Raw genomic sequence first — 21068 nt, 5'->3', positions numbered from 1 at the left:
GCGGAGGGTCGCGCCATGACCGAGAAGCACTCCCACCGCAGTGTCGCCGGGACCGTCACGTCCCCGGCCGGCCCCGCCGCGGGCATCACCGTGACCGCCGTGCATCGCACGGTCAGCGGCGACACGCCCCTGAAGACGGCGACCACGGATCCGTCCGGCCGCTACTCGCTGGCGTACTCGATGGAGCTCCCCTCGGACCGGGTCAACCTCGTCGTCCGCGCGGCGGGAGAGGACGCCACCATCGAGTCCGCGGTGCTGTTCGGCGCGGGCGTGGCCGAGCAGGTCGACCTGACGTTGCCCCAGCCGCCGGGCAGCGAGTTCGACCGGCTCGGCGCGCGGGTCGCGCCGATGCTCGACGGCCTCGACCTCTCGGACGCCCCGCTCGCTTTCGTGGCCGCGGGCGCCCAGGCCGAGCTGGGGGAGGTCGAGCGCCTGGCCGCCGCCGAGCGTCTCGCCGCGTCGACCGGCCTGCCGGCCGCGCCGTTCTTCGGCCTGCTGGGGCAGGGCCTGCCGGCCCGGGCGGCCGCGCTGGCCCAGCAGCCGGCCGCGGCGCTGCGGGAGGCGCTCGCCGCGGCGTCCGCCGCCGGCACCGTCCCGCACCTGGACGCCGACCAGGTCGACGACTTCGTGACGCGGCTGCGCGACGAGCACGTGGACGCGGTCGTCGACGCGGACGACGACCCGCTGCTGGAGATCTTCGCGGCCGCGATCCCGGACCGCGACGACCGGCGGCACTGGTACGAGGCGTACCTCGACCACCGCGGCAACGCCGACGAGTTCTGGACCGAGCACGGCGACGAACCGGACGCCGACCGGCTGCGGCTCGCCCTGCGGCTGGCGTCGCTGACCGCCCAGCGGCCGCCGCTCGTGCGGCTCCTGCTCGACCGCTTCGACGACGGCACGTACACGAAAATGGGTGACCTGGCCGACCTGTCCGTCCAGGACTGGCGGGACCTGACCGTCGAGGCCGGCGGCAAGGACGACGAGCGCTACGCCCGCACGACGGCGGCCATCCTCGCCGACGCCTACCCGGCCCGGGTCTTCGCCCGGCGGCTGGGCGACTCGCCGGTCGCCGACTTCCTGCGCGCGAACCCGGACTTCGACCTGCGCACCTCCCAGGTCGGCGCGGACGAGCCGGCCGAGATCCAGCGGGACGTCGGCGACCTCCAGCGCCTCTTCCGCGTCGCGCCCGACGCCGACGCGGTGCAGGTGCTGCGGGACGCCGGTCTCGGCTCGTCGCGGGCCATCGCCCGCACCGGCCGCACCGCCTTCGTCCGCGCGCACGGTCCCGTCCTGGGGGAGGCACGCGCCCGGCAGGTGTTCGAGCGGGCCCAGCGCACCCACACCGAGGCGCTGACTGTCCACGGTGAACTGCACAGCTACAACTCGCTGCCGGTGCCGTGGCTGCCGGCCCCGGTCCAGGCGGCCGCCGTCGCCGACCGGATCCCGAACTGGGAACGGCTCTTCGGCGCGGCCGACTTCTGCGCGTGCAGCTCGTGCCGCACGGTGTACAGCCCGGCCGCGTACCTGGCCGACCAGCTGTCCTGGCTCGGCGAGCGGCGCGCCCGGGACGGCCGCCCGGTCAGCGCCGTGCTGTACGAGCGCCGGGACGACCTGCGCGACATCAAGCTCACCTGCGACAACACCAACATTCAGCTGCCGTACGCCGATCTGGCCGCCGAGCTGCTGGAGAGCCTCATCGCGCCGGCCACCGCCGTGCCGCCCGCCGAGCGGCAGACCTGCGGTCCGACGCCGGAGCTGCGGGCCCAGCCGCAGCACATCAACCCCGGCGCGTACGACGTGCTGCGCGGCGCGGTGTACCCGTGGCTGCTCCCGTTCGACCTGTGGACCGTCCAGGTGCGCGCGTTCCTGGGCCACCTCGGCGTGGACCGGGCCGGCCTGATGGCGGCCTTCGGCGTCGCCGACGACAACGAGCGGCTCGGCCTGTCCCTGACCCGGCGCAAGATCATCGCAGGCGAGGCCCTGCAGCCGGCCCGCACGCTCGCCGAGTTCTACGGCCGCCCGGCCGCCACCACCGACGCGGCCCTGGTCGCCGAGATGCGCCGGGTCCGTGCGCTGCTCGACGCCGGCCGGCTGACCTACGCCGGGCTGGCCGAGCTGTTCCGGATGCGGTTCCTCAACGCCTGCGCCCTGCTGACCATCGAGACGGAGGACGAGGAACACCCGTGCGACACGACCGAGATGGTCGTGCCCGCGCTCAACGCGGCGGTGCTGGAACGGCTGCACCGCTTCGTCCGGCTGCAGCGCGACCTCGGCCGGCCGGCCGCCGACCTCGACCGCACGATCGCCGTCCTCACACCGGGGCGGATCGACAAGGGCACCATCCACGCGCTCGCCGGCCTCCGGCAGCTCATGGACCGCCTCGGCGTCGGCCTCGACGTGATCCTGGGCTTCTACGCGCCGCTCGACACGTACGCCGGGTACGGCGACCTTTCCCGCTACGACCGGCTGTTCCTGGACCCGAGCGTCGTGACGCCGGTGCCCGGCACGCCGTCGCCGTTCGCCCTGCACGAGCCCGATCGCACCGAGCTGGAGGTGGTCGGCGACCTCGGCGACCCGGCGACAAGCGCCTCGGTGCTCGCCGTACTCGGCGTGACCGACGCCGAGCTCGCCGCCCTGCGTGCCGCCCTCGCGCCGGGTGGGGCGGCCGACCTCGCGAACCTCTCCGCCCTCGTGCGCACGGTCGACCTCGCCCGCGCGCTCGACCTGCCCGTCTCCGACCTGCTGCGGCTGATGGCCCTGTCCGGGCTCACGCCCTTCCCCGCGGCCGGGCCCGGCGCACCGGCGACAACGCTGCGCTTCGTCGCGGTGGTGGATGCCCTGCAGCAGGCCGGCCTGTCGGTCGCCGAGACCGAGGGCGTGCTCACCGGCGGCGACCCGCCGTCCGACGAGGAGCTCGGCGGGACGCTCACCGAGCTGCGGGCGGTGCTGCAGGGCATCGCCCGGGACACCGCGGCCGGCCCCGACGAGCGCGGCGACCGCACCCGCAAGCAGCTCGCGTCGCTCGGCTGGGCGGCGCCGCTGGTCGAGGAGGCGGTCGCGACCCTGCTCGGCACCAGCACGGCCACCGCGCCGCTCGCCGCCCTGCCCGGCGGCCTGCGGTTCCCGGCCGACCTCGCCGCGCGGGTCCGCTTCGACGAGACCGCCGGCCTGCTCTCGTTCACCGGCCCGATGACCATCGCACAGCGCGACGCCCTCACCGCCCTCAGCGCCGACGGCGCGTATCGCGCCGCCGTCCAGGCTCTGTTCGACGCGCCGCGACTGTTCGTGGCCCGCCGGATGAAGGCCCTGGTGATCCCGATCAGCGCCGCCCCGCTCGCCGCGCTGCCGGCCGGGTACACGTTCCCGGCCGGGGTCGCCGGCGTCGTGTTCCACGACGCCGACCGCGGCGAGTTGCGCAGCCGCGGCTATCTCACCGGCGCGCAGGCCGAGGCGCTGCGGGACAGCCTGCCCGCCGGCGGCGTGTACGGCCCGGCCGTGGACGCGCTGCTGGCCGAGCAGGAGAAACCGCCGGCGGCCGGCAACGAGCTGCTCGACGCGGCCGGCGCGTCCGCGCTCTTCGACGCCGACCGGCCGCCCGCCGACCGGTTCGCCGTGGTGCTCGACCGGGTCCTGCCGTTCGTGCGCCGGCGGCAGAGCGAGGCCGCCGTCACCCAGAAGGTCGTCCAGGCCACCGGACTCGACCCGGCGACGGCCGCCGACCTGGTCTGGCGGCGGCTGACCGGGCTAGATCTGCTGGCCGGGGACTTCGTCGCCAGCGACCCGGCCGTGGCCGTGACCCGCCGCTCGTTCCCCGGCCAGTTCACCGATCTCGCCGCCGTGCACCGGGCCGCGCTCGTGCTGCTCCGGCTCCGGCTCACCGGCGACCAGCTGTCCTGGGTGTTCGAGGACGCCGCCGGCGCCGGCTGGCTCGACCTCAACGCCGCGCCCACCGGCCAGCCGCTGTTCGAACCGTTCCTCCGCCTGCTCGCCGCCGTCCGGCTCCGCGACGGGATCCCCGGGGGCGCCCGGACTCTGACCCAGATCTGGCCGGCGACCGGCCCGCAGCTGCTGGACCGGCTGGCCACGCTGACCGGCTGGGACCCGGCCGACCTCACGTTCCTCACCACCGGCGCGACCCTGCCCGACGACCTGCGCGACGAGCGGCTGCTGACCCGGATCCTCAATTGCCTCACTCTCACCAAGACCCTGGGTGTCACGGCCGAGCGAGCCGCGACCTGGACCGTCGCCGAACCGGACCGGGCGGCGGCCGACGCGGCCTGGTCGGCGGCGAAGGCGAAGCACGAGCTTCAGGAGTGGCTGCCGCTGGCCGGCGACCTCCGCGACGGGCTCCGGGAACGGCAGCGGGCCGCGCTGGTCGCCTACCTCGTCGCCAACCCGCTGCGCGACGCGGCCGGCAACGCTCTCTGGCTCGACTCGAACGGCCTCTACGCGTACCTGCTGATCGATGTCGAGATGGCGCCCTGCCAGCTCACCAGCCGGATCGTGCAGGCGCACAGCAGCCTCCAGCTGTTCGTGCAGCGCTGCCTGCTCAACATCGAGCCGTCCGTCTCGGTCGACGCGGCCGAGGACGACGCCTGGGCCGAGTGGCGCTGGCGCAGCCGGTTCCGGGAGTGGGAGGCCAACCAGAAGGTGTGGCTGTACCCGGAGAACTACCTGGTGCCGGAGGTGCGCGACAACAAGACACCGTTCTTCGTGGAGCTGGAGAACGAGCTGCGGCAGAAGGAGATCACCCCGGACAACGTCGAGACGGCGCTGCTGCACTACCTGGAGAAGCTCGACGACGTGGCCCGCCTTCAGCCGTGCGGCAGCTACCACGAGCTGGACACCGAGGGCGGCGAGACCGTGGAGCGGCTGCACGTCGTGGCCCGCACCGAGTCGACCCCGTACGTCTACTACTACCGCACCTGGGAGAACCGCACCCGGTGGACCCCGTGGGAGAAGATCGACCTCGACATCGAGGGCGACACGCTGATGCCGGTCGTCTGGAACCGCCGCCCGCATCTGTTCTGGGTCACGTTCCTGGACAAGACCGTTCCGCCGTCGATCAAGATGCCCCAGGGCGACACCCCGATGCCGGAACCGCTGAAGTACCAGGAGATCCGGCTGCACTGGAGCCAGTACCGCAACGGGCGCTGGCAGCCCAAGCGGATCGCCAAGGACACGCTCAGCACGCTGATCCGCCAGCGGATCTTCGTCCTCGACTTCACCTTCGTCGTGCCGGCCGCCGAGCTGATCCTGCGCCCGCAGCTGATCGGCTACAGCGGTGAGCTGAAGGTCTGGGTGACCTGGAACAGCGTGCAGCAGCCCAACCCCGACGTCCGGTTCATGGCCTGGGGCGGCTTCCAGCTCAGCCCCCGGGCCGGCGCCGCGATCGCCGAGCCGATCAGCCTTCGCGTGAACCCGACCGACGCCGAGGTCGCCGAGCGGTACGTGGCGCCGCCGAAGCGCACCTTCACGAACAACAACGAGTTCGTCGAGAAGCTCGGCGACACCGGGCTGCAGACGCTGTACCTGCCCGACCCCTCCCACCCCGCCTCGGACGCCATCAGTTATCCCGCGTTCCACGCCACGCCCGGCGCGCAGCCGTTCCGGCTGCTCTACCCGCACCAGTACACGGACACGTGGACCAACCTCGCGATGTTCTTCACCGACGCGGCCCGCTGCTACCTGCTGACCCCGGCCCTGCCCCAGGGCGCCATGCTGCGCAGCGTCCGCACGCTGGTGCCGGGCGCCGCCGAGGATCTGCACGCCCGCTTCCGGCCGCTGGTGCGGGCCGGGGCCTCGCGCGCCCTCATGCCACTGCCGGCCGTGCCGACGCCGGCCCCGGTCAGCAGCATGAGCGCGGCCGTCCGGGACGACACCACGCTCACCCCGGTGCGCTTCACGCCGCTCTACCACCCGTACGTCGATGTCTTCGTCAGCCAGGTCAACCGGTTCGGGCCGGCCGGGCTCTACGACCGAGAGCTGCAGACGTTCCCGCAGTTCTATCTGCCGCCGGACCAGGACAACAACGACTTCCAGTACCGGTACAACCCGCTGCCGTGCATCGTCGCCGAGCCGTACCCGCCGGAGATCGTCGACTTCGCGCCGGCCAGCTCGTACGGCGACTACAACTGGGAGCTGTTCTTCCACGCGCCACTGCTGCTCGCCACGCGTCTCTCCGCCGAGCAGCGGTTCGCCGAGGCCCAGCAGTGGTTCCACACCATTTTCGACCCGACCGACCGTTCCTCGTACGCCGCGCCGCAGCGCTACTGGCGCACCAAGCCCTTCTTCGAGACGTCCGCCGCCGGTTACCAGCAGCAGCGGATCGAGTCGCTGCTGCGCCACCTGGCCGACGGCACCGCCGACACCGAGCTGCGCCACGCCTGGGAGGACTGGCGTGACCACCCGTACCAGCCGCACGTGGTGGCCCGCGCCCGCACGACCGCGTACCAGAAGTCCGTCGTCATGATGTACCTCGACAACCTCATCGCCTGGGGCGACCAGCTGTACCGGCAGGACACGATGGAGTCGGTGAACGCCGCCGCCCAGCTGTACGTGCTCGCCGCCGAGCTGCTCGGCCGCCGCCCCGAGGAGGTCGACCGCGGCGACACCGCGCCGCCGCAGAGCTACCGCGAGCTCAGCGCCTCCGTCGAGCAGCTCACCGAGGTTCTCGACGACATCGAGCTGCTGCTGCCCGACCCCGGCGACGATCCGGTACGCGCGGCCGCCGCCGCGCCGATGCCGACCCTCGCCTGGTCGCTGTACTTCTGCCTGCCCCGCAACGACAAGCTGCTCGGGTACTGGGACACGGTGGCCGAGCGGCTGTTCAACATCCGGCACTGCCGCAACATCGCCGGCGTCGAACGGCAGCTCGCCCTGTTCGCGCCGCCGATCGACCCGATGCTGCTGATCCGGGCGGCCGCCGCCGGCCTCGACCTGGACAGCGCGCTGCGCGAGGTCAACACGCCGGTGCCGCTGACCCGTTTCGTCCCGACGGCGGCGAAGGCGACCGAGCTCACCGGCGAGCTGCGGTCCCTCGGCAGTGCCCTGCTGTCGGCCATGGAGAAGCGCGACGCGGAGGCCCTGGCGCAACTGCGCTCCGGCCACGAGCTGAGCGTCCTCGAGGCCGCCCGCGACGTGCGCACCGGCCAGGTCCGCGAGGCCACCGAGACGCTCACCGCGGTCGACCGCTCCCGCGACCTCGCCCAGCACCGCTACGAGTACTACAGCAGCCGTGCCTTCATGAACGTGGGCGAGACCGCGCACACCCTGCTCAGCGCCGAGGCCACGATCCTGCAGGACGCGTCGGCGGCGCTGGACATGATGGTGACCATCGTCCGGCTCATGCCCGAGCTGAAACTCGGCGTGCCGACCACGTTCGGCGCCAGCTTCGGCGGCAGCAACCTCGGCGACGCCCTGCGCGGCTTCGCCAGCTCGCTCGGGATGCTGGCCAACGCCCGCAACGCGGCCGGCTCGCTGGCCGCGACGGTCGGCGGCTACCAGCGCCGCGCCGAGGACTGGCAGTTCCAGGCCCAGCAGGCGACCAAGGACAAGGCGCAGCTCGACCGGACCTACGAGGCGGCCCGGATCCGGCTGGAGCTCGCCGAGCGCGAGGTCGAGAACCACGATCTGCAGATCGCCAACGCGCGCGACGCCGACGCGTACCTGCGGGACAAGTTCACCAACCACGAGCTGTACGAGTGGATGGTCGCCCAGCTGTCCGCGATGTACTTCGCCGCGTACGAGCTGGCCTACGACGTCGCCAAGCGGGCCGAGCAGGCGTACCGGCACGAGCTGGCCGACCCGGACGCGACGTTCGTGCGCTTCGGCCACTGGGACGGCCTGCGCCAGGGCCTGCTGGCCGGCGAGCGGCTGCACGCCGACCTCAAGCGGATGGAGGCCGCGCACCTCGAGCGCAACCGCCGGGAGTTGGAGCTGGTCAAGCACATCTCGCTCGCCCAGGTCGACCCGGAGGCGCTGCTGCGGCTGCGGACCACCGGCGAGTGCTTCGTCACCCTGCCCGAGGCGCTCTACGACCTCGACTGCCCCGGGCACTACCTGCGCCGGATCCGCACGGCCGGGTTCACCCTGGCCTGCGTGGCCGGCTCGCACGCCGATCTGCACTGCACGGCGACGCTGGTGCGCAGCTCGATCCGGCAGGAGCCGCGGCTGTTCAAGGGAAAGTACGCCCGGCAGGACAACGACCCGCGGTTCCGCGACTTCACCGGTTCGGTGCAGACCGTGGTCACCAGCACCGGACAGGAGCAGGGCCTCTTCGACGCCGTTCAGCGCGACGACCGGTACCTGCCGTTCGAGGGCTCGGGCGCGGCCGGCGAGTGGCACCTGGCGATCGCGAAGCAGTACCCGCAGCTGGAGCTGGACTCGCTCACCGACGTCGTCATCACCGTGCAGTACACCGCGCGCGACGGTGGGCCGTCCCTCGCCGGCGCGGTCACGACCGAGCTGCGCGACGCGGTCAACGCCTGGGTGCGCCACGACGGCGAGCGCGGGCAGTTGCAGTGCTTCAGCGCGCGCACGGCGTTCAACCCGCAGTGGAACGCGTTCCTGTACCCGGCGGCCGCGGCCGACCACGTCCTGCGGGTGCCGCTGTCCGGCGACGTGTTCCCGTACCTCTTCCACGGCCGTCGGCTGACCGCGAGCAAGGTGCATCTCCTGCTCGTGCTGCGCGACGCGGCCTCGCCGGACACCGGAAGGACCTATCGGGACGCGTACGCCACGGGCACGCCGCTGCCGATCACGGGCCGGACGCCGGGCGTGGGCGGCCAGCAGGCGACGGTGACGCTGGCGAGCGCGGCCGGCTCGTACGACGGCACCCCGAACGCGACGGTGGCGCTGACCGGCTCGATCGAGCGCGCGGCGGCGGACTGGGTGTTCACTGTGCGGGCCGCCGACGTGGCCGCGCTCGCGCCCGAGCTGCGTACCGACGAGGGGAAGCTCAACCCGGACGCGGTCACCGACCTGCTGCTGGTGGTGCAGTACAAGGTCGCCTGACCACCGCGGGACTCAGGTCGACAGGACGGTGAACTTCGGCGGCAGCTCGCCGCGGCCGGTCAGCGCGCGCAGCAGCGCGTCGCCCTCGCCGAGGGCGACCGCCAGGCGGGTGGCCAGGGTGGTCGCGTCGGCGACGGCTTCCAGAGCAAGACCATGGGGTACGCCGCCGGCCGCGGCCGCGTCGAGGCCGTGCACGACGAGCTCGAACGTGCGGGTCGGCAGCCAGTCGCGGACCCGCATGCCGCCGACGGGGGTCGCCACGATGTCGTCGTCGCCGGCGGCCGCCAGCGCGTGGGTGGCCCGCCCGGCCAGCTCGCCGATCACCGTCGCCGGCTCGTCGCCGAGCGACTCGCCGGTGGTCCGGGCGTCCTCGTCCGACGCGGCGACCGCCGTCTCCAGCACAGTCGCCGGCACGCCCCGGCCGAACGCGAAGTAGCCCTCGGCGGTGGCGACCAGGACCTCGGGCGCGGGGTTCCCGAGCACCTCGGGCACCTGCCGCAGCGCGGAGGAGGCGGTGTGCCCGACCAGCTCGCGCAGCGTCCAGTCGCCGAGCGCGGGGGAGTCCCAGCGGTCGGCGGGCAGGCGGGAGACGAGGTCGGCGTAGGCGACGGCGGCGGATCGGTAGCTCCGGCGGTAGTCCATGCCGCCAATCTGCCACGCCCGCCGCGGGTCGTCATCGCCGGTCCGGGGGGCCCTCGCCGGGCTCGTCCGGCTCGGAGGCGCGGTGCCGGCCCCGCTCGCGGGTGTACGCGGGGTCGTCGAGGTAGGCGGGACGGCGCAGCCGGCTGGTCGTCTCGTGCACGTCGGCGGTGTCGTGCCCGGCCGTCTGCGGCTCCACCGTGTGCCGGAACGTCTCGCGCCCGGGCAGCGGCGCGCCGGGCCCGGCGATCGGCGGCGGCTCGGCGGGCGGGTTCGCCGGTGGCGGCCGGTGACCGCTCAGCCCGGGTACGGACGGGCCCGCCGGCTTGCGGGGCAGACCGGACGGCCGTGCCTCGTACGTGTGCCGCCGGGACTCCTCCGGTGGCGGCTCCTCCTTCGCCGCGGGGTCGTACGGCGGCGGGGGCGCCGGGAACGGCGTCAACGCGGTCGCGGGCGGCGGGGCCACGTACATGATCTGGTTGAGTCCGGCGGCGAGCCGGCGGCGGCGCGCCCGGGCCCGCTCCCGCAGCAGGACGATCAGCAGGAGCGGCAGCACCGCGGCGACCGCGAAGTAGTAGACGTTGACCGAGGCGGCCGGGTCGGTGACGACGAACGCCAGGTAGAGGGCGTAGCCGAAGGAACCGGCCGCGGCCAGGCCGTCGACGACCCGCCAGACGAGGCGCTGGTCGAGACCGCGGATGGCCAGCACGGACAGCAGGACACCGCCGGCGGCCAGCAGGCCGAGAAAGCCGTGGTACTCGGCGTCCGACATGTGGTGACTCCCGCAATCATGTGTCACTCCCACTCTCGGCCGGAAATGATCCCGATGGAGCGGTTTCCGGGGGAATGACAGACTGGCGGGGTGGCTGACCTGGAGCGTTTCGTGACGGCGCAGGACGGGATCTACGAGCGGGCGCTTGCCGAGATCGTCGCGGGCGACAAGCGCTCGCACTGGATGTGGTTCATCTTTCCGCAGCTCGCCGGGCTGGGATCGAGCCCGGCCGCACAGTTCTACGCGCTCTCCGGCCGCGCGGAGGCCGCCGCCTACCTGGCCCATCCGTTGCTGGGCCCGCGCCTGATCGAGTGCGTGAACGGGACATTGACCCACACATCCCAGTTCTTCCCGTTCCCCGACGACCTGAAGCTGCGGTCGTCGATGACGCTGTTCGCCGAGGTCGCCGAGGATCCGACGCTCTTCGAGTCGGTGATCGAGCGCTTCTACGACGGTCCGGACGCTCGTACTCTCGACCTTCTCGACAAACCCGGACAAGTGGGATGATACGGTCGAGGGTGTGCCGGGTATCGACATCCCCCGTATGGGCCTGCCGGACCGACTCGCCGCGCGGCTGAGCATCCCCGAGCAGCATGAACTGCTCCTCTCCCGCCGTACCCTGATGGCCGGCGCCGCGGCCGCGGCCGCTTCCGTCGCGGTGGGTAGCCCGGCGGCCGCGTTCTGGCGGCAGGCCTCGGCCCCGCCCGGCCGCATGGTCGTCCCGTTCGGCCGGCACCTCGCCTGGGGCGCCAACCCGCGTACCCGGATGAGCGTCGGCTGGCAGGTCCCGGCCCGGGTGACGCACCCCTTCGTGCGGGTCGGCGACTCGCCGGCCAATCTCGGGCCCAAGGTCGACGCCGAGATCCGGGCGCTGCACACCGAGCTGGACGACGTGATCGCCCCGCTCGACCAGTACTACGTGCACGCCGCCCTCGACGACCTGCTGCCCGGCACGACGTACTACTACGCGGTCGGCCACCACGGCTACGACCCGACCGACCTCCCCGACTTCGGGCGGATCGACTCGTTCACCACCGCGCCGAGCCGCCGCCGGGTCGCCGACCCGTTCACCTTCACCGCGTTCGGCGACCAGGGCGTCAGCTCGCACGCGCTCGCCAACGACGGCATGCTCATCGCCCAGCGGCCCGCCTTCCACCTGCACGCCGGCGATCTCTGCTACGCCGACGCCAGCGGCAAGGGCCTCAAGACGGACTACTACAACCCGCGTACGTGGAACCAGTTCCTCGCGCAGAACGAGCCGGTCGCGGCCGAGGTCCCGTGGATGGCCTGCATGGGCAACCACGACATGGAGGCGCTGTACTCGCACGACGGCTACGGCGGGCAGCGGGCGCGCTGGGACTTCCCGGACAACGGGCCCGCGAAGGCGGCCGGGGTGTACTCGTTCCTCTACGGCAACGTCGGGGTGGTGGCGCTCGACGCCAACGACGTCTGCCTCGAGCTGGCCGGCAACCGCGGCTACACCGGCGGCGCGCAGACCGCATGGCTCGACGAGCGGCTGAAGTACCTTCGCGAGCAGCCCGACGTGGACTTCGTCGTCGTGTTCTTCCACCACTGCGCCTACTCGACGACGACCGCGCACGCCTCCGACGGCGGCGTACGCCGGAAATGGGTGCCGCTCTTCGACAAGTACCAGGTCGACCTGGTCATCAACGGGCACAACCACGTCTACGAGCGGGCGGACGCGCTGCGCGGCGGAGTCGCCCGGAAGACCCCGATCGGCGACACCGTGCACCCCGACCGCGACGGGACGATCTACGTCACCGCGGGCGGCGGCGGGCGCGGCCTCTACGGCTTCGACACGCCCGACTCGTACGCCGGTCACCCGCACGAGGTCGACGAGATCAAGTCCTACGTCTGGGCCGACGGCCGCGAGCGGGTGCCGGAGAAGGTCGGCTGGTCCCGGGTCCGCTTCACCGGCTACTCCTTCGTCGCGGTCGACGTCGAGCCCGCGGACGAGGGCCACACCACGACGATGACCCTGCGCGCGCTGACCGAGGACGGCGACGAGATCGACCGCGTGGTGCTGGCCCGGAAGGCGGCCGGCGGCGAGCGTCAGGCCCTCAACGACCAGGCGGCCTGAGGTCCGCGTCGGTGATCTGCCGGACGACCCGGGCCGGCACGCCCAGGGCGACGCTCATCGGCGGGACGTCGCGCGACACGACGCTGCCGGCCCCGATGACCGACCCGTAGCCGATGCGCACGCCCGGCAGCACCACGACGTTGCTGCCGATCCAGACCTTGTCCTCGATCACGATGGGCTCGGAGAACCGCCGGAAGTCCTCCCGCAGGCCCGGGTGGATCGGATGCCCGGTCGTGGTCAGCGTGACGCTCGGTGCGATCATCACACCGTCCCCGATCCGGATCTCCACGTCGTCGACGAACGTCAGGTTCACGTTCCCGAAGAAGTCGTCCCCGATGTGGACGTTGCTGCCGAACCCGGCGTGGAACGGCGACAGCAGCACCGTCCGCGCCCCCACCGACCCCAGGATCCGCTCGAGCAGCGCCCGCCGCCGCTCCCCGTCCCCGGGCGGCGTGGCGTTGTACTCGAAAACCAGGTCGGCCCGTCGCAGCGGATCCTGGAAGGACGCCTCCGACTCGGTGTAGAGAAGCCCCCGCCGGATCCGGTCCAACACCTCGCTGTGGTCTCGCATGATCCCCATCCTGCCCGGCCGGACCGATCATTTCGCGCCCCGGCGGCGGTCTGTCCCGGGTGGAAGGGAGAGATCACATGACGGAAACCACCCCCCAGGTCGCGGCGGGCAAGGTGCTGTGGCACTTCACGATGTCGCTGGACGGTTTCGTGGCCGGCCCGGGGCACTCCATGGACTGGATGACCGGCTTCACCGCCCGGCCCGGCCTGATCGACGAGTACGTCCGCACCACCGGCGCGATCATCGGCGGCCGCAGGGGCTGGGACGCCGCGATCGACGGGAGCCCCTATGGAGGCGCCTGGCAGGGCCCGCTCTTCGTGCTGACGCACCACCCGCGGGACGCGAGGCCGGCCGACGGCGTCACGTTCCTCGACTGCGGCGTCGAGGAGGCGGTGCGGATAGCGCTCAAGGCCGCCGGCGGCAAGAACGTGGAGATCTTCTCCCCGTCGATCGGCCGCCAGGCACTCGACCGCGAGCTGATCGACGAGATCGACCTGCACATCGCGCCGGTCCTGCTCGGCGACGGGATCCGCCTCTACGACAACCCGGGCGGCGTCCCGATCCGGCTGGACCCGGCGCGCGCGGTGAACGTGCGGTACCGCCCCGAACGCACTCAGCCCTCCGGATAGGAGAACCAGCCCGTTTCCGGCCGGGGCGGTGGCGGCGGGGGCTCGTGCGTCTCCTCCCAGTAGCTCTGCGGCGGCCAGAGCTCCTGGGCACGGCCGGCGGCCTCACGGATCGGGGCGCTGTCGACGACCGTGCGCGACTCGGGCATGCCGAACGCCGGCCACGAGAGGACGAACGTCACCGGCCCCTCGGGCGGCAGCGGAGAGACCCAGAAGTCCTGGTCCACGGTGCGGTCGCTGCCACCGCCGCCCTGCTGGTGAATCTGCAGGCCGTCGTCGTCGAAGGCCGGCCCGCGCCAATCCTGGAGGGTGGATGCGCGGGCGCCGTCGGCGTACTCGATGCCCAGCAGCAGGCGATCCCCGAGCGGGATCTCGATCCCTGGGTGCCGGTTACCGACGAGCATGGGTAGGTGCCCGCCGTAGAAGTCGGGCCGCGATCGGCGCAGCCGGACGGCCAGCGTGAAGCGGAACCCCGTGGAGAACACCTCCACCAAAGTGATGCCGACGGCCGCGTCGTCGGTCCGGGCGAGCAGCGCCGTGATGCCGGCGCCGGCCGGCAGCTCGTTCTCGGGCGCGGACATCCGCTGGTGCCAGCGCTCCAGCTGCTCGGGGGTGGGTGGCTCCTCGTCCGGTCCGGGACGACTGCTGGTGTGCATGGCGCCCATTGTCCGGGTCTTCCTCAGTGCCCGCTGCCCTGTGCGGCGAAGAGACCCGGAAGACCACCGCTGTGCAGGAAGACGACGCTGGCGACGGGCCGGGCGGTGGCGGCGAGCCCGGCCATCGCGCGCCCGGTGTAGATCGGGTCGAGGAAGAGCCCCTCCGTGCGGGCGGCCAGGCTCAGCGCCTCCCGGACCGGCTCGGTCACCGTGGCGTACCCCGGTCCGATCTGCCCTCGATCGATGTCCAGCCGGCCCGGGTCGTGGTCGAGCAGGGCTCGGACGGTGGCATCCGGATCGGCCACGGCCCCCGTGTCGAAACCCTGCACTCTCTCGGCCCCGAGACCGGTCACCAGCCCCGCCATGGTGGCCCCCGAGCCGACCGCCACCACCACGTAGTCGAAATCAGCCTGGTCCATGAGCTCCCGGGCACATTCGACGTACGCCGCAACCGAGGTGGGGGAGGAGCCCCCGAACGGGATCAGATAGGACCCGGGCCGCCGTTCAGTCTCCGCGGCGGCGACGTCGTCGGGCGGAGTCGAGCCGGCCCACACGATCTCCGCCCCGGCCAGCTCGTCCAGCAGCAGATTGCCGGTCGGATGCCCGGGCGCGTCCCCGGCCAGCACCAGCACGCACCCCAGACCCAGCCGGGCGGCGGTCGCGGCCGTGGCCCGGGCGTGGTTGGACTGCTGCGCCCCCGTGGTGATCAGCGTCGTCGCGCCCGCGGCGAGGGCCTCGGCGCAGGTGAACCGCAGCTTCCGGGCCTTGTTGCCGCCCCCGCCCAGCCCGATGAGGTCATCCCGCTTGATCCACAGGTGTCCGAGCCCGAGCGCGGCGGCCAGCCGCGGAGCATTCTCGAGCGGCGTCGGAAACGCACCGAGCGGAAGCATGGGCACAGGTCTCCCTAGAACGGCGGCGACACGGACAGGCGGGTATCGATGCCGGTGCCGAACTCCGGATGGCGCCCGCGGATGTGCACCGCCCACGACGACACGTCGGCCCGGTAGAGCCGCAGGTCCGCGGCCCCGGAGAGCTCGGCCGGCGAGAAGGGCCGCGCCCCGTTCGCGACCGACTGAAAGGCCACCGCGCATTCCGAGGCGAGCGACTCCGCCGGCACCTCCCCGGCGACCGCGCTCAGATACACGGCCTCGGTCGACCCCGGCGGCAGGGTGGAATCGAAGATCACCATCGAAACGTCCGCCCGTCGGGCGATATTTCCGGAATGGTGAGACTCGGGCGAAGAGACCCAGTAGAAGGCGCGATAGGAGAAGTGCGTGTAGTAGACCGGAGTCAGCCGCGGCAACCCGGAGGACTCCACCGTCCCGAGAGTCAGGTATCGGTTGGTGTCCACGACCCGCCGCACCATCGCGGCCAGCACACCCTCGCGCTCGGAATCGTCCATGATCAGAGTTGACCGTGGTTGGGTGGCAGCACCCCGCCCAGCTCGTAGGCCGCCAAGTGGTGATACTTCCAGTCGACCGGGTCGTGCACCGAGTGCGTCCGCGCGTTTCGCCAGAACCGGTCGAGGTCGTACTTGGCGGCGGTGGAACTTGTCCCGCACAGGGCGAACAACTCCGACCCGGCCTCGACCGCCACCTCGCTCCCGAAGGCCTTGGCCGCGGCCACCGACAGCGACCCCCGGGCGGCCCCGGCGGCCGAGGAGGGCACCAGCCCGATCTCATCGAGGTCGGCGGCGGCGTCCGACAACAGCGCCGACGCGGCCCGCACCCGGGTGGCGAGCCGTCCGTACCGGTACATCACGTGCGGATCCTCGACGGCCCGCCCGGCGCCCGCCCGCACCGCCTCGGTCGACGGCCGCGCCTTCTCCACCAGGTACTCCCGGGCCGCCGCCAGCGCTCCCTCGGCGATCCCCACCTCGATCCCCGCGTGATAGAGCTGCGCCCGCGCCCCGAACTGCTGCGGCATCTCGTAGACCCCGGTGTAGTCGAACCACAGCGTCACCGGCACCGACGTGAACGTGGCCGTCCCGCTGATGGTCGCCCGCTGCCCCATCACGTCCCAGTCGGTGTCGATGTGCACGCCCGGCGCGTCCCGCTCGACGAACGCCAGCGCCACGCGCCCGTCCGGCAGCACGGCGCTGACGCCGATCCACGCGCTGGTCAGCGCACCTGTCGTGTAGTACTTGACCCCGTCCAGCCGCCCGTCCACCAGCCGGGTCCTGAGGTCCTGCGCGTGCTTGCCGCCCCGCTCGGCCAGGGCGTTCCCGATCCGCCGACCGGCCAGCACGTCCGCGAACAGCGTCTTGCGCAGCGCCGGCGTCCCGTGCACCGCCAGCAGGTCGACCATCAGGAAGTGCGCCTGCGGCACCTGCGCGATCGACGGATCGGCGGCCGCGATGATCCGCGCGATCCCGGCCAGGGTCGGCGCCCCCAGTCCGGGCCCGCCGTCGGCCGCCGGAATGGTCACCCCGAGCAGGCCCGAGGCATCCAAAAGATCAAGAGCTTCCGTGGGTACGAGGTCAGCACCGGCCCGGTCACGAGCGGCGGCGCCCGGCGCGAGCGCGGCGGCCAGCTCGGTGGCGGCGGCAACGGCGTCCTCATGCGTCTGTGGCGTAGGCACGAATCGAATCCTAGGTGTCGAGGGCTCCCGGGGAGGGTGTAGAGATTGAGCCATGCAACCCGAGAAGATCAGCAAGGACGAGTACGAGGCCGAGCTCAACCGCCTCCACGAGCGCCGCGAGGAGCTGGAGGAACGGGAGTCGACGATCACCAGCCACGACCACGGCGGCGGCCTGCCCCACGACGAGCAGAACCGGCTCGACCGGGTGCGCGGCGAGCTGGCCGACGTGCTGCAGAGCATCGGCGACCTGCAGGACCGCTTCGCGGACGCCGGTGGCGCGCCGCCGGAGTCCGGCGGCGCGCTCGGGGAGTAGAACCGCGTCAGCCCACCCGGCGGCAGGAGGCGAAGATCACCTCGTGGCTGGGCTCGAAGCCGAGCCGCTCGTAGAGCCGGATCGCCCGGTCGTTGTCGGCCGACGCGTGCAGGAACGGCAGCTCGCCGCGCTCGAGGATGCCGGCCGCGACGGCCAGGGTGAGCCGCGCCCCGAGCCCGCGCCCCTGGAAGTCGGGGTGGGTGGCCACGGCGCTGATCTCCGTCCAGCCGGGCAGGCGGAAGCGCTCGCCGGCCATCGCCACGAGCCGCCCGCCGACCCAGATGCCGAGGTAGCGCCCCAGCTCGATGGTGCGCTTGCGGAACGGCCCGGGTTTCGCCCGCTCGACCAGGTCGAGGATCTCGGGGACGTCGGTCTCGGTGAGCACGACGGCCTCGGGGTCCTCCACGCCGGTCATGCTCTGCCCGATCATCTGGACCCCGGGGACCGAGACCGCGATCTCCCACCCGGGGCCGGGCACGACCGTCGGGCCGGTGAGCAGCGCCAGGTCGGTCAGCGTGGCGAGGTCGCGCCAGCCGGCCGGATCGGCCGGGTCGGCGACCGCGGCGAACGGGGAGATGTCGGACGAATAGCAGGCGGCGTCACCGGACGCCTCGGCGAAGCAGGCCTGCGGCCCGGTGAGGGCGGCCCACGCTGGGTTCTCTAGCACAGGATCGACCTTGCCGCACGGGGACCGCCGCCACTAGTGAATATCTGTCAGAACCCCACGCACGAGCTCGGTGATCTCGCCGGGCCAGACCGGCTTCGAGAACAGGTAGCCCTGGCCGTACGGGCAGCCCATGCGGGCCAGGGCGTCACGCTGACCGGCGTCCTCGATGCCCTCGGCGACGACGGCGAGGTCGAGGTTCCGGGCCAGGGTGACGATCGTGTCGACCATGGTGTGCTGCTGGTCGCTGCTCAGGATGTCGTCGATGAACGACTTGTCCAGCTTCAGCACGTCGACCGGCATCTGCCGCAGGTAGCTCAGCGACGAGTACCCGGTGCCGAAGTCGTCGATCGCGATCCGGATGCCCATCGCCCGCAGCGCCCGCAGGTCGTCCCAGACCTGGTCGGCGTCGCGCAGCACCAGGCTCTCGGTGATCTCCAGCAGCAGCCACTCGGGCCGCGCGCCGGCCTCGGCCAGAGCCTCCCGCACCTGGTCGACGAAGCCGGGCGTGCGGAACTGGCGCGCCGACACGTTCACGCTGACGTACCGGAGCGAGGTGGACGGGTCGTCGGTCTTCCACCGCGTGAACTGCGAGAGCGCCGCCCGCAGGACGGACATGCCGATCGCGACGATCGCGCCGCTCTCCTCGGCCACCTCGATGAAGTGGAACGGGCCGAGCAGCCCGCGGGCCGGGTGCTCCCAGCGGACCAGCGCCTCGACGCCGGCGATCAGGCCGGTGTGCAGGTCGACGATCGGCTGGAACATCGGCCGGAACTGGCCGCCCTCGATCGCCTCGTGCAGCGCGGCCCGGATCTCCAGGCGCTGCACCATCGCGCCGTGCAGTTCCGGCTGGTACCGCTGCCAGGTGCCCTTGTCGCCGCCCTTGGCCTGGTAGAGGGCCAGGTCGGCGTGGCGCAGCAGCTCGGTGGCGGTGGCCGCGTCGGTGCTCGCGGCGACGCCCACGCTGGCCGCGCCGCTGACGATGTGCGAGCCGCCGAGGCCGTCGCTGACCTCGACCGCGACCGCAAGGGCCGCGACGATCGCGGCGGCCACGTCCTCGGCGCTGCCGGCCCGGTGGCCCTGTTCGATGAGGATGGCGAACTCGTCGCCGCCCATCCGGGCCGCGGTGCTGCCGCCCCCGACGATCTCGGCGATCCGCTGGCCGACGGTGACCAGCAGCTCGTCGCCGACCGCGTGCCCGAGGGTGTCGTTGACCTCCTTGAAATCGTCGAGGTCGACGAACAGGACGGACAGCGTGCGGCCGTCGCGCGAGCACTCGGCGTACGCCTGCTCGAGCCGGTTGCGGAACAGCACCCGGTTGGCGAGCCCGGTGAGCCCGTCGTGGAACGCCAGGTGCGACAGCTCGTCCTCGAGGCGGCGCCGCTCGGTGACGTCGGCGATGGTGAGCACCAGGCCGCGCACGGTCGGGTCCGCGCGCAGGTCACGGCCGTCGACCTCGACCTGCACGAGCCGCCCGTCGGCGCACAGCACGGTCAGGTCGGGCACGTTCTGGGTGTCCCGGCCGGCCCGCACGGCGGCGAGGATGTCCCGCATCGTGCCGTGGTGGCTGACCGCGACCAGCGCCGACAGCGGCGTGCCGGCCAGGTCGTCGTGGCCGAGCACGGTGGTGGCCGACGGGCTCGCGTACCGGATCTCGTCGTCGTCGGTGACGATCAGGATCACGTCGGAGGCGTTCTGGATCAGCGTGCGGAACCACGCCTCGCTGTCGCGGCGGTTGACCTCCCCGGTCAGCGCGATCCGCTGCAGCACGACGTCGACCTGGGCGAACAGCGCCTCGAAGGTGTCGGACAGATCGGCGAGCACGTCGGCCGGCGCGGCCAGCACCCCCAGCCACTGCCGCGGCGGGTCGCCGGGGAGCATCAGGGCGCCGACCAGGAACGTCTCGAACCCGTGACTTTCCACGCCGGCCGGCAACCCGGCGGCGGAGACCGGCCGGATGCCCCTCAGCGCGGGGTCGACCGGCAGGCCGGTGCTCATCGTCAGCTTGAACGGCCGGTCCCGCGGCATCAGGGCCTCGATGGCCTCCTGCGCGGCGACCATGACCTCCTCGACGGTGGCCACCGCGAACAGCGCCGCACCGGCCTGCCGCAGCGCCCGCTCCCGGGCCCGGGCCCGCCGCTGGGCCAGCGCGAGCCCGTTGACCCGGGCCAGCACCAGCACGAACATCAGGGCCGCGGCGCCGGCGATGACGGGCGCGTCCATGATGCTGGCGCGGGCGCTCTCGTCGGCGTTGATCCACTCGAGGTACAGGACGGCCGGGGCGATCAGGGCGGCCGAGGCCATCCAGATGATCCGCTGCGGGCCGTCGGTGGTGCCGCGCCTGGCCGCCGAGGTGAGCTTGCGCATCGAGGGCATCAGCGCGGTGTAGCCCATGGTCGCGTAGAAGACGATCCAGCCGAGGTCGACCGGCCCGCCGAGCGACCAGTCGCTGTTGAGCTGCGACTGCCCGTACAGGATGTCGGAGATCAGCAGGCCGACCATGGCGATGCCGATCGCGGCGAGCGCGCGCGGCCGCCGGCCGGGGGTGGTGATCATGCGCAGCGTCATGGCCAGCACGAGCACGTCGCCGAGCGGGTAGCCGACCGAGACCAGCTTCTCCAGCAGCGACAGGTCGGCCGAGCGGGTGAACGGCGCGATCCAGTAGATCCAGGAGAGCAGGCCGAGGCCGACCGTCGGCACCAGCGCGTCCAGCAGCGCGGCCCGGTTGCCGGCGCCGCCCGAGCGGGACCGCACCAACACCAGGAGAGCGCCCGTGAGCAGCGGGTACACCAGAAGGTAGAGCACATCGGCCGGGCCCGGGAACGCCGGGGTGCGGCCGAGCGCGAGGACCAGGTTGTACAGGCTGTCGCCGCTGGTGAAGAAGACCAGCGCCACGGCGATCAGGTACCAGGGGAGCCTGCGCTCCGGCTTGTTGAGGCGCACGCCGAGCAGCACCATCGCGGCGCTCGAGTAGCCGATCGCGGCCCACGTGTACAGGTGGCTTCCGGGAAAGGCGTAGTAGACGGCGGTGAGCACCGCAATCCACGCGCCGAAGCACGCGCGGGCGGCTCGCGTCGTCATGCGCTCTCCGTTCGTCGTGAAACCGGCGCCGGTCGCCGTCGCAGCCT

General features: G+C 72.7%; 14 protein-coding genes. 5 read left to right on the top strand and 9 right to left on the bottom strand.

The window, feature by feature from the left end:
* Window positions 1-15 precede the first annotated feature (15 nt).
* Window positions 16-9018 (top strand): Tc toxin subunit A-related protein, encoded by a 9003-nt coding sequence (locus tag A3CQ_RS56015; RefSeq protein ID WP_020517113.1) that lies wholly within the window; start codon window positions 16-18, stop codon window positions 9016-9018.
* Between the two features lie 12 nt (window positions 9019-9030).
* On the opposite strand, the gene A3CQ_RS0142730 is transcribed toward A3CQ_RS56015, so the two are convergent.
* Together A3CQ_RS0142730 and A3CQ_RS0142725 are read right to left on the bottom strand one after the other, a co-directional pair.
* Window positions 9031-9660, bottom strand: a complete 630-nt coding sequence (locus tag A3CQ_RS0142730; RefSeq protein ID WP_020517112.1) for a maleylpyruvate isomerase N-terminal domain-containing protein — start codon at window positions 9658-9660, stop codon at window positions 9031-9033.
* Window positions 9661-9691: 31 nt separating this feature from the next.
* Window positions 9692-10429: a hypothetical protein gene (locus A3CQ_RS0142725; RefSeq protein ID WP_026206832.1), complete on the bottom strand. Its 738-nt coding sequence runs from the start codon at window positions 10427-10429 to the stop codon at window positions 9692-9694.
* A 90-nt stretch (window positions 10430-10519) separates the two neighbouring features.
* On the opposite strand from A3CQ_RS0142725, the gene A3CQ_RS0142720 reads away from it, so the two are divergent.
* Together A3CQ_RS0142720 and A3CQ_RS0142715 are read left to right on the top strand one after the other, a co-directional pair.
* The gene (locus tag A3CQ_RS0142720; protein ID WP_020517111.1) at window positions 10520-10936 is read left to right on the top strand and encodes a DUF1810 domain-containing protein; all 417 of its coding nucleotides are present in this window, start codon (window positions 10520-10522) and stop codon (window positions 10934-10936) included.
* Between the two features lie 13 nt (window positions 10937-10949).
* On the top strand, window positions 10950-12530 hold the full coding sequence (locus A3CQ_RS0142715) for a purple acid phosphatase family protein (protein ID WP_211216788.1): 1581 nt from the start codon (window positions 10950-10952) through the stop codon (window positions 12528-12530).
* On the opposite strand, the gene A3CQ_RS0142710 is transcribed toward A3CQ_RS0142715, so the two are convergent.
* A complete protein-coding gene (locus A3CQ_RS0142710; protein ID WP_157296998.1) occupies window positions 12511-13101 on the bottom strand; it encodes a sugar O-acetyltransferase in 591 nt (196 codons plus the stop codon). The two genes, A3CQ_RS0142715 and A3CQ_RS0142710, sit on opposite strands and share 20 nt — an antisense overlap.
* A 77-nt stretch (window positions 13102-13178) precedes the next feature.
* Here A3CQ_RS0142710 and A3CQ_RS0142705 point away from each other — a divergent pair, with 77 nt between their 5' ends.
* Window positions 13179-13730: a dihydrofolate reductase family protein gene (locus A3CQ_RS0142705; protein WP_020517108.1), complete on the top strand. Its 552-nt coding sequence runs from the start codon at window positions 13179-13181 to the stop codon at window positions 13728-13730.
* On the opposite strand, the gene A3CQ_RS0142700 is transcribed toward A3CQ_RS0142705, so the two are convergent.
* The 4 genes from A3CQ_RS0142700 to A3CQ_RS0142685 are packed head-to-tail and all read right to left on the bottom strand — an operon-like array spanning window position 13715 to window position 16963.
* The gene (locus A3CQ_RS0142700) at window positions 13715-14383 is read right to left on the bottom strand and encodes a hypothetical protein (RefSeq protein ID WP_040433999.1); all 669 of its coding nucleotides are present in this window, start codon (window positions 14381-14383) and stop codon (window positions 13715-13717) included. The genes A3CQ_RS0142705 and A3CQ_RS0142700 overlap by 16 nt on opposite strands.
* A 23-nt stretch (window positions 14384-14406) precedes the next feature.
* A complete protein-coding gene (locus A3CQ_RS0142695) occupies window positions 14407-15273 on the bottom strand; it encodes a pyridoxal-phosphate dependent enzyme (protein WP_020517106.1) in 867 nt (288 codons plus the stop codon).
* Window positions 15274-15287: 14 nt separating this feature from the next.
* The gene (locus tag A3CQ_RS0142690; protein ID WP_020517105.1) at window positions 15288-15785 is read right to left on the bottom strand and encodes a pyridoxamine 5'-phosphate oxidase family protein; all 498 of its coding nucleotides are present in this window, start codon (window positions 15783-15785) and stop codon (window positions 15288-15290) included.
* 2 nt (window positions 15786-15787) lie between these two features.
* Entirely contained in the window at window positions 15788-16963 is a 1176-nt protein-coding gene (locus tag A3CQ_RS0142685) for an acyl-CoA dehydrogenase family protein (protein ID WP_026206829.1), read from the bottom strand.
* A gap of 52 nt (window positions 16964-17015) precedes the next feature.
* Here A3CQ_RS0142685 and A3CQ_RS0142680 point away from each other — a divergent pair, with 52 nt between their 5' ends.
* Entirely contained in the window at window positions 17016-17276 is a 261-nt protein-coding gene (locus tag A3CQ_RS0142680; RefSeq protein ID WP_020517103.1) for a hypothetical protein, read from the top strand.
* A gap of 7 nt (window positions 17277-17283) precedes the next feature.
* On the opposite strand, the gene A3CQ_RS0142675 is transcribed toward A3CQ_RS0142680, so the two are convergent.
* Together A3CQ_RS0142675 and A3CQ_RS0142670 are read right to left on the bottom strand one after the other, a co-directional pair.
* Window positions 17284-17943, bottom strand: coding sequence for a GNAT family N-acetyltransferase (locus tag A3CQ_RS0142675; RefSeq protein ID WP_020517102.1), 660 nt, complete (start codon window positions 17941-17943; stop codon window positions 17284-17286).
* Between the two features lie 33 nt (window positions 17944-17976).
* Entirely contained in the window at window positions 17977-21021 is a 3045-nt protein-coding gene (locus A3CQ_RS0142670) for a putative bifunctional diguanylate cyclase/phosphodiesterase (protein ID WP_020517101.1), read from the bottom strand.
* Window positions 21022-21068: the final 47 nt, after the last annotated feature.

It is taken from the genome of Paractinoplanes globisporus DSM 43857 (genome assembly GCF_000379645.1).
In the GTDB taxonomy this organism is placed as follows: Bacteria; Actinomycetota; Actinomycetes; order Mycobacteriales; family Micromonosporaceae; genus Actinoplanes; species Actinoplanes globisporus.
This window is presented reverse-complemented; position numbering and strand designations above follow the sequence as displayed.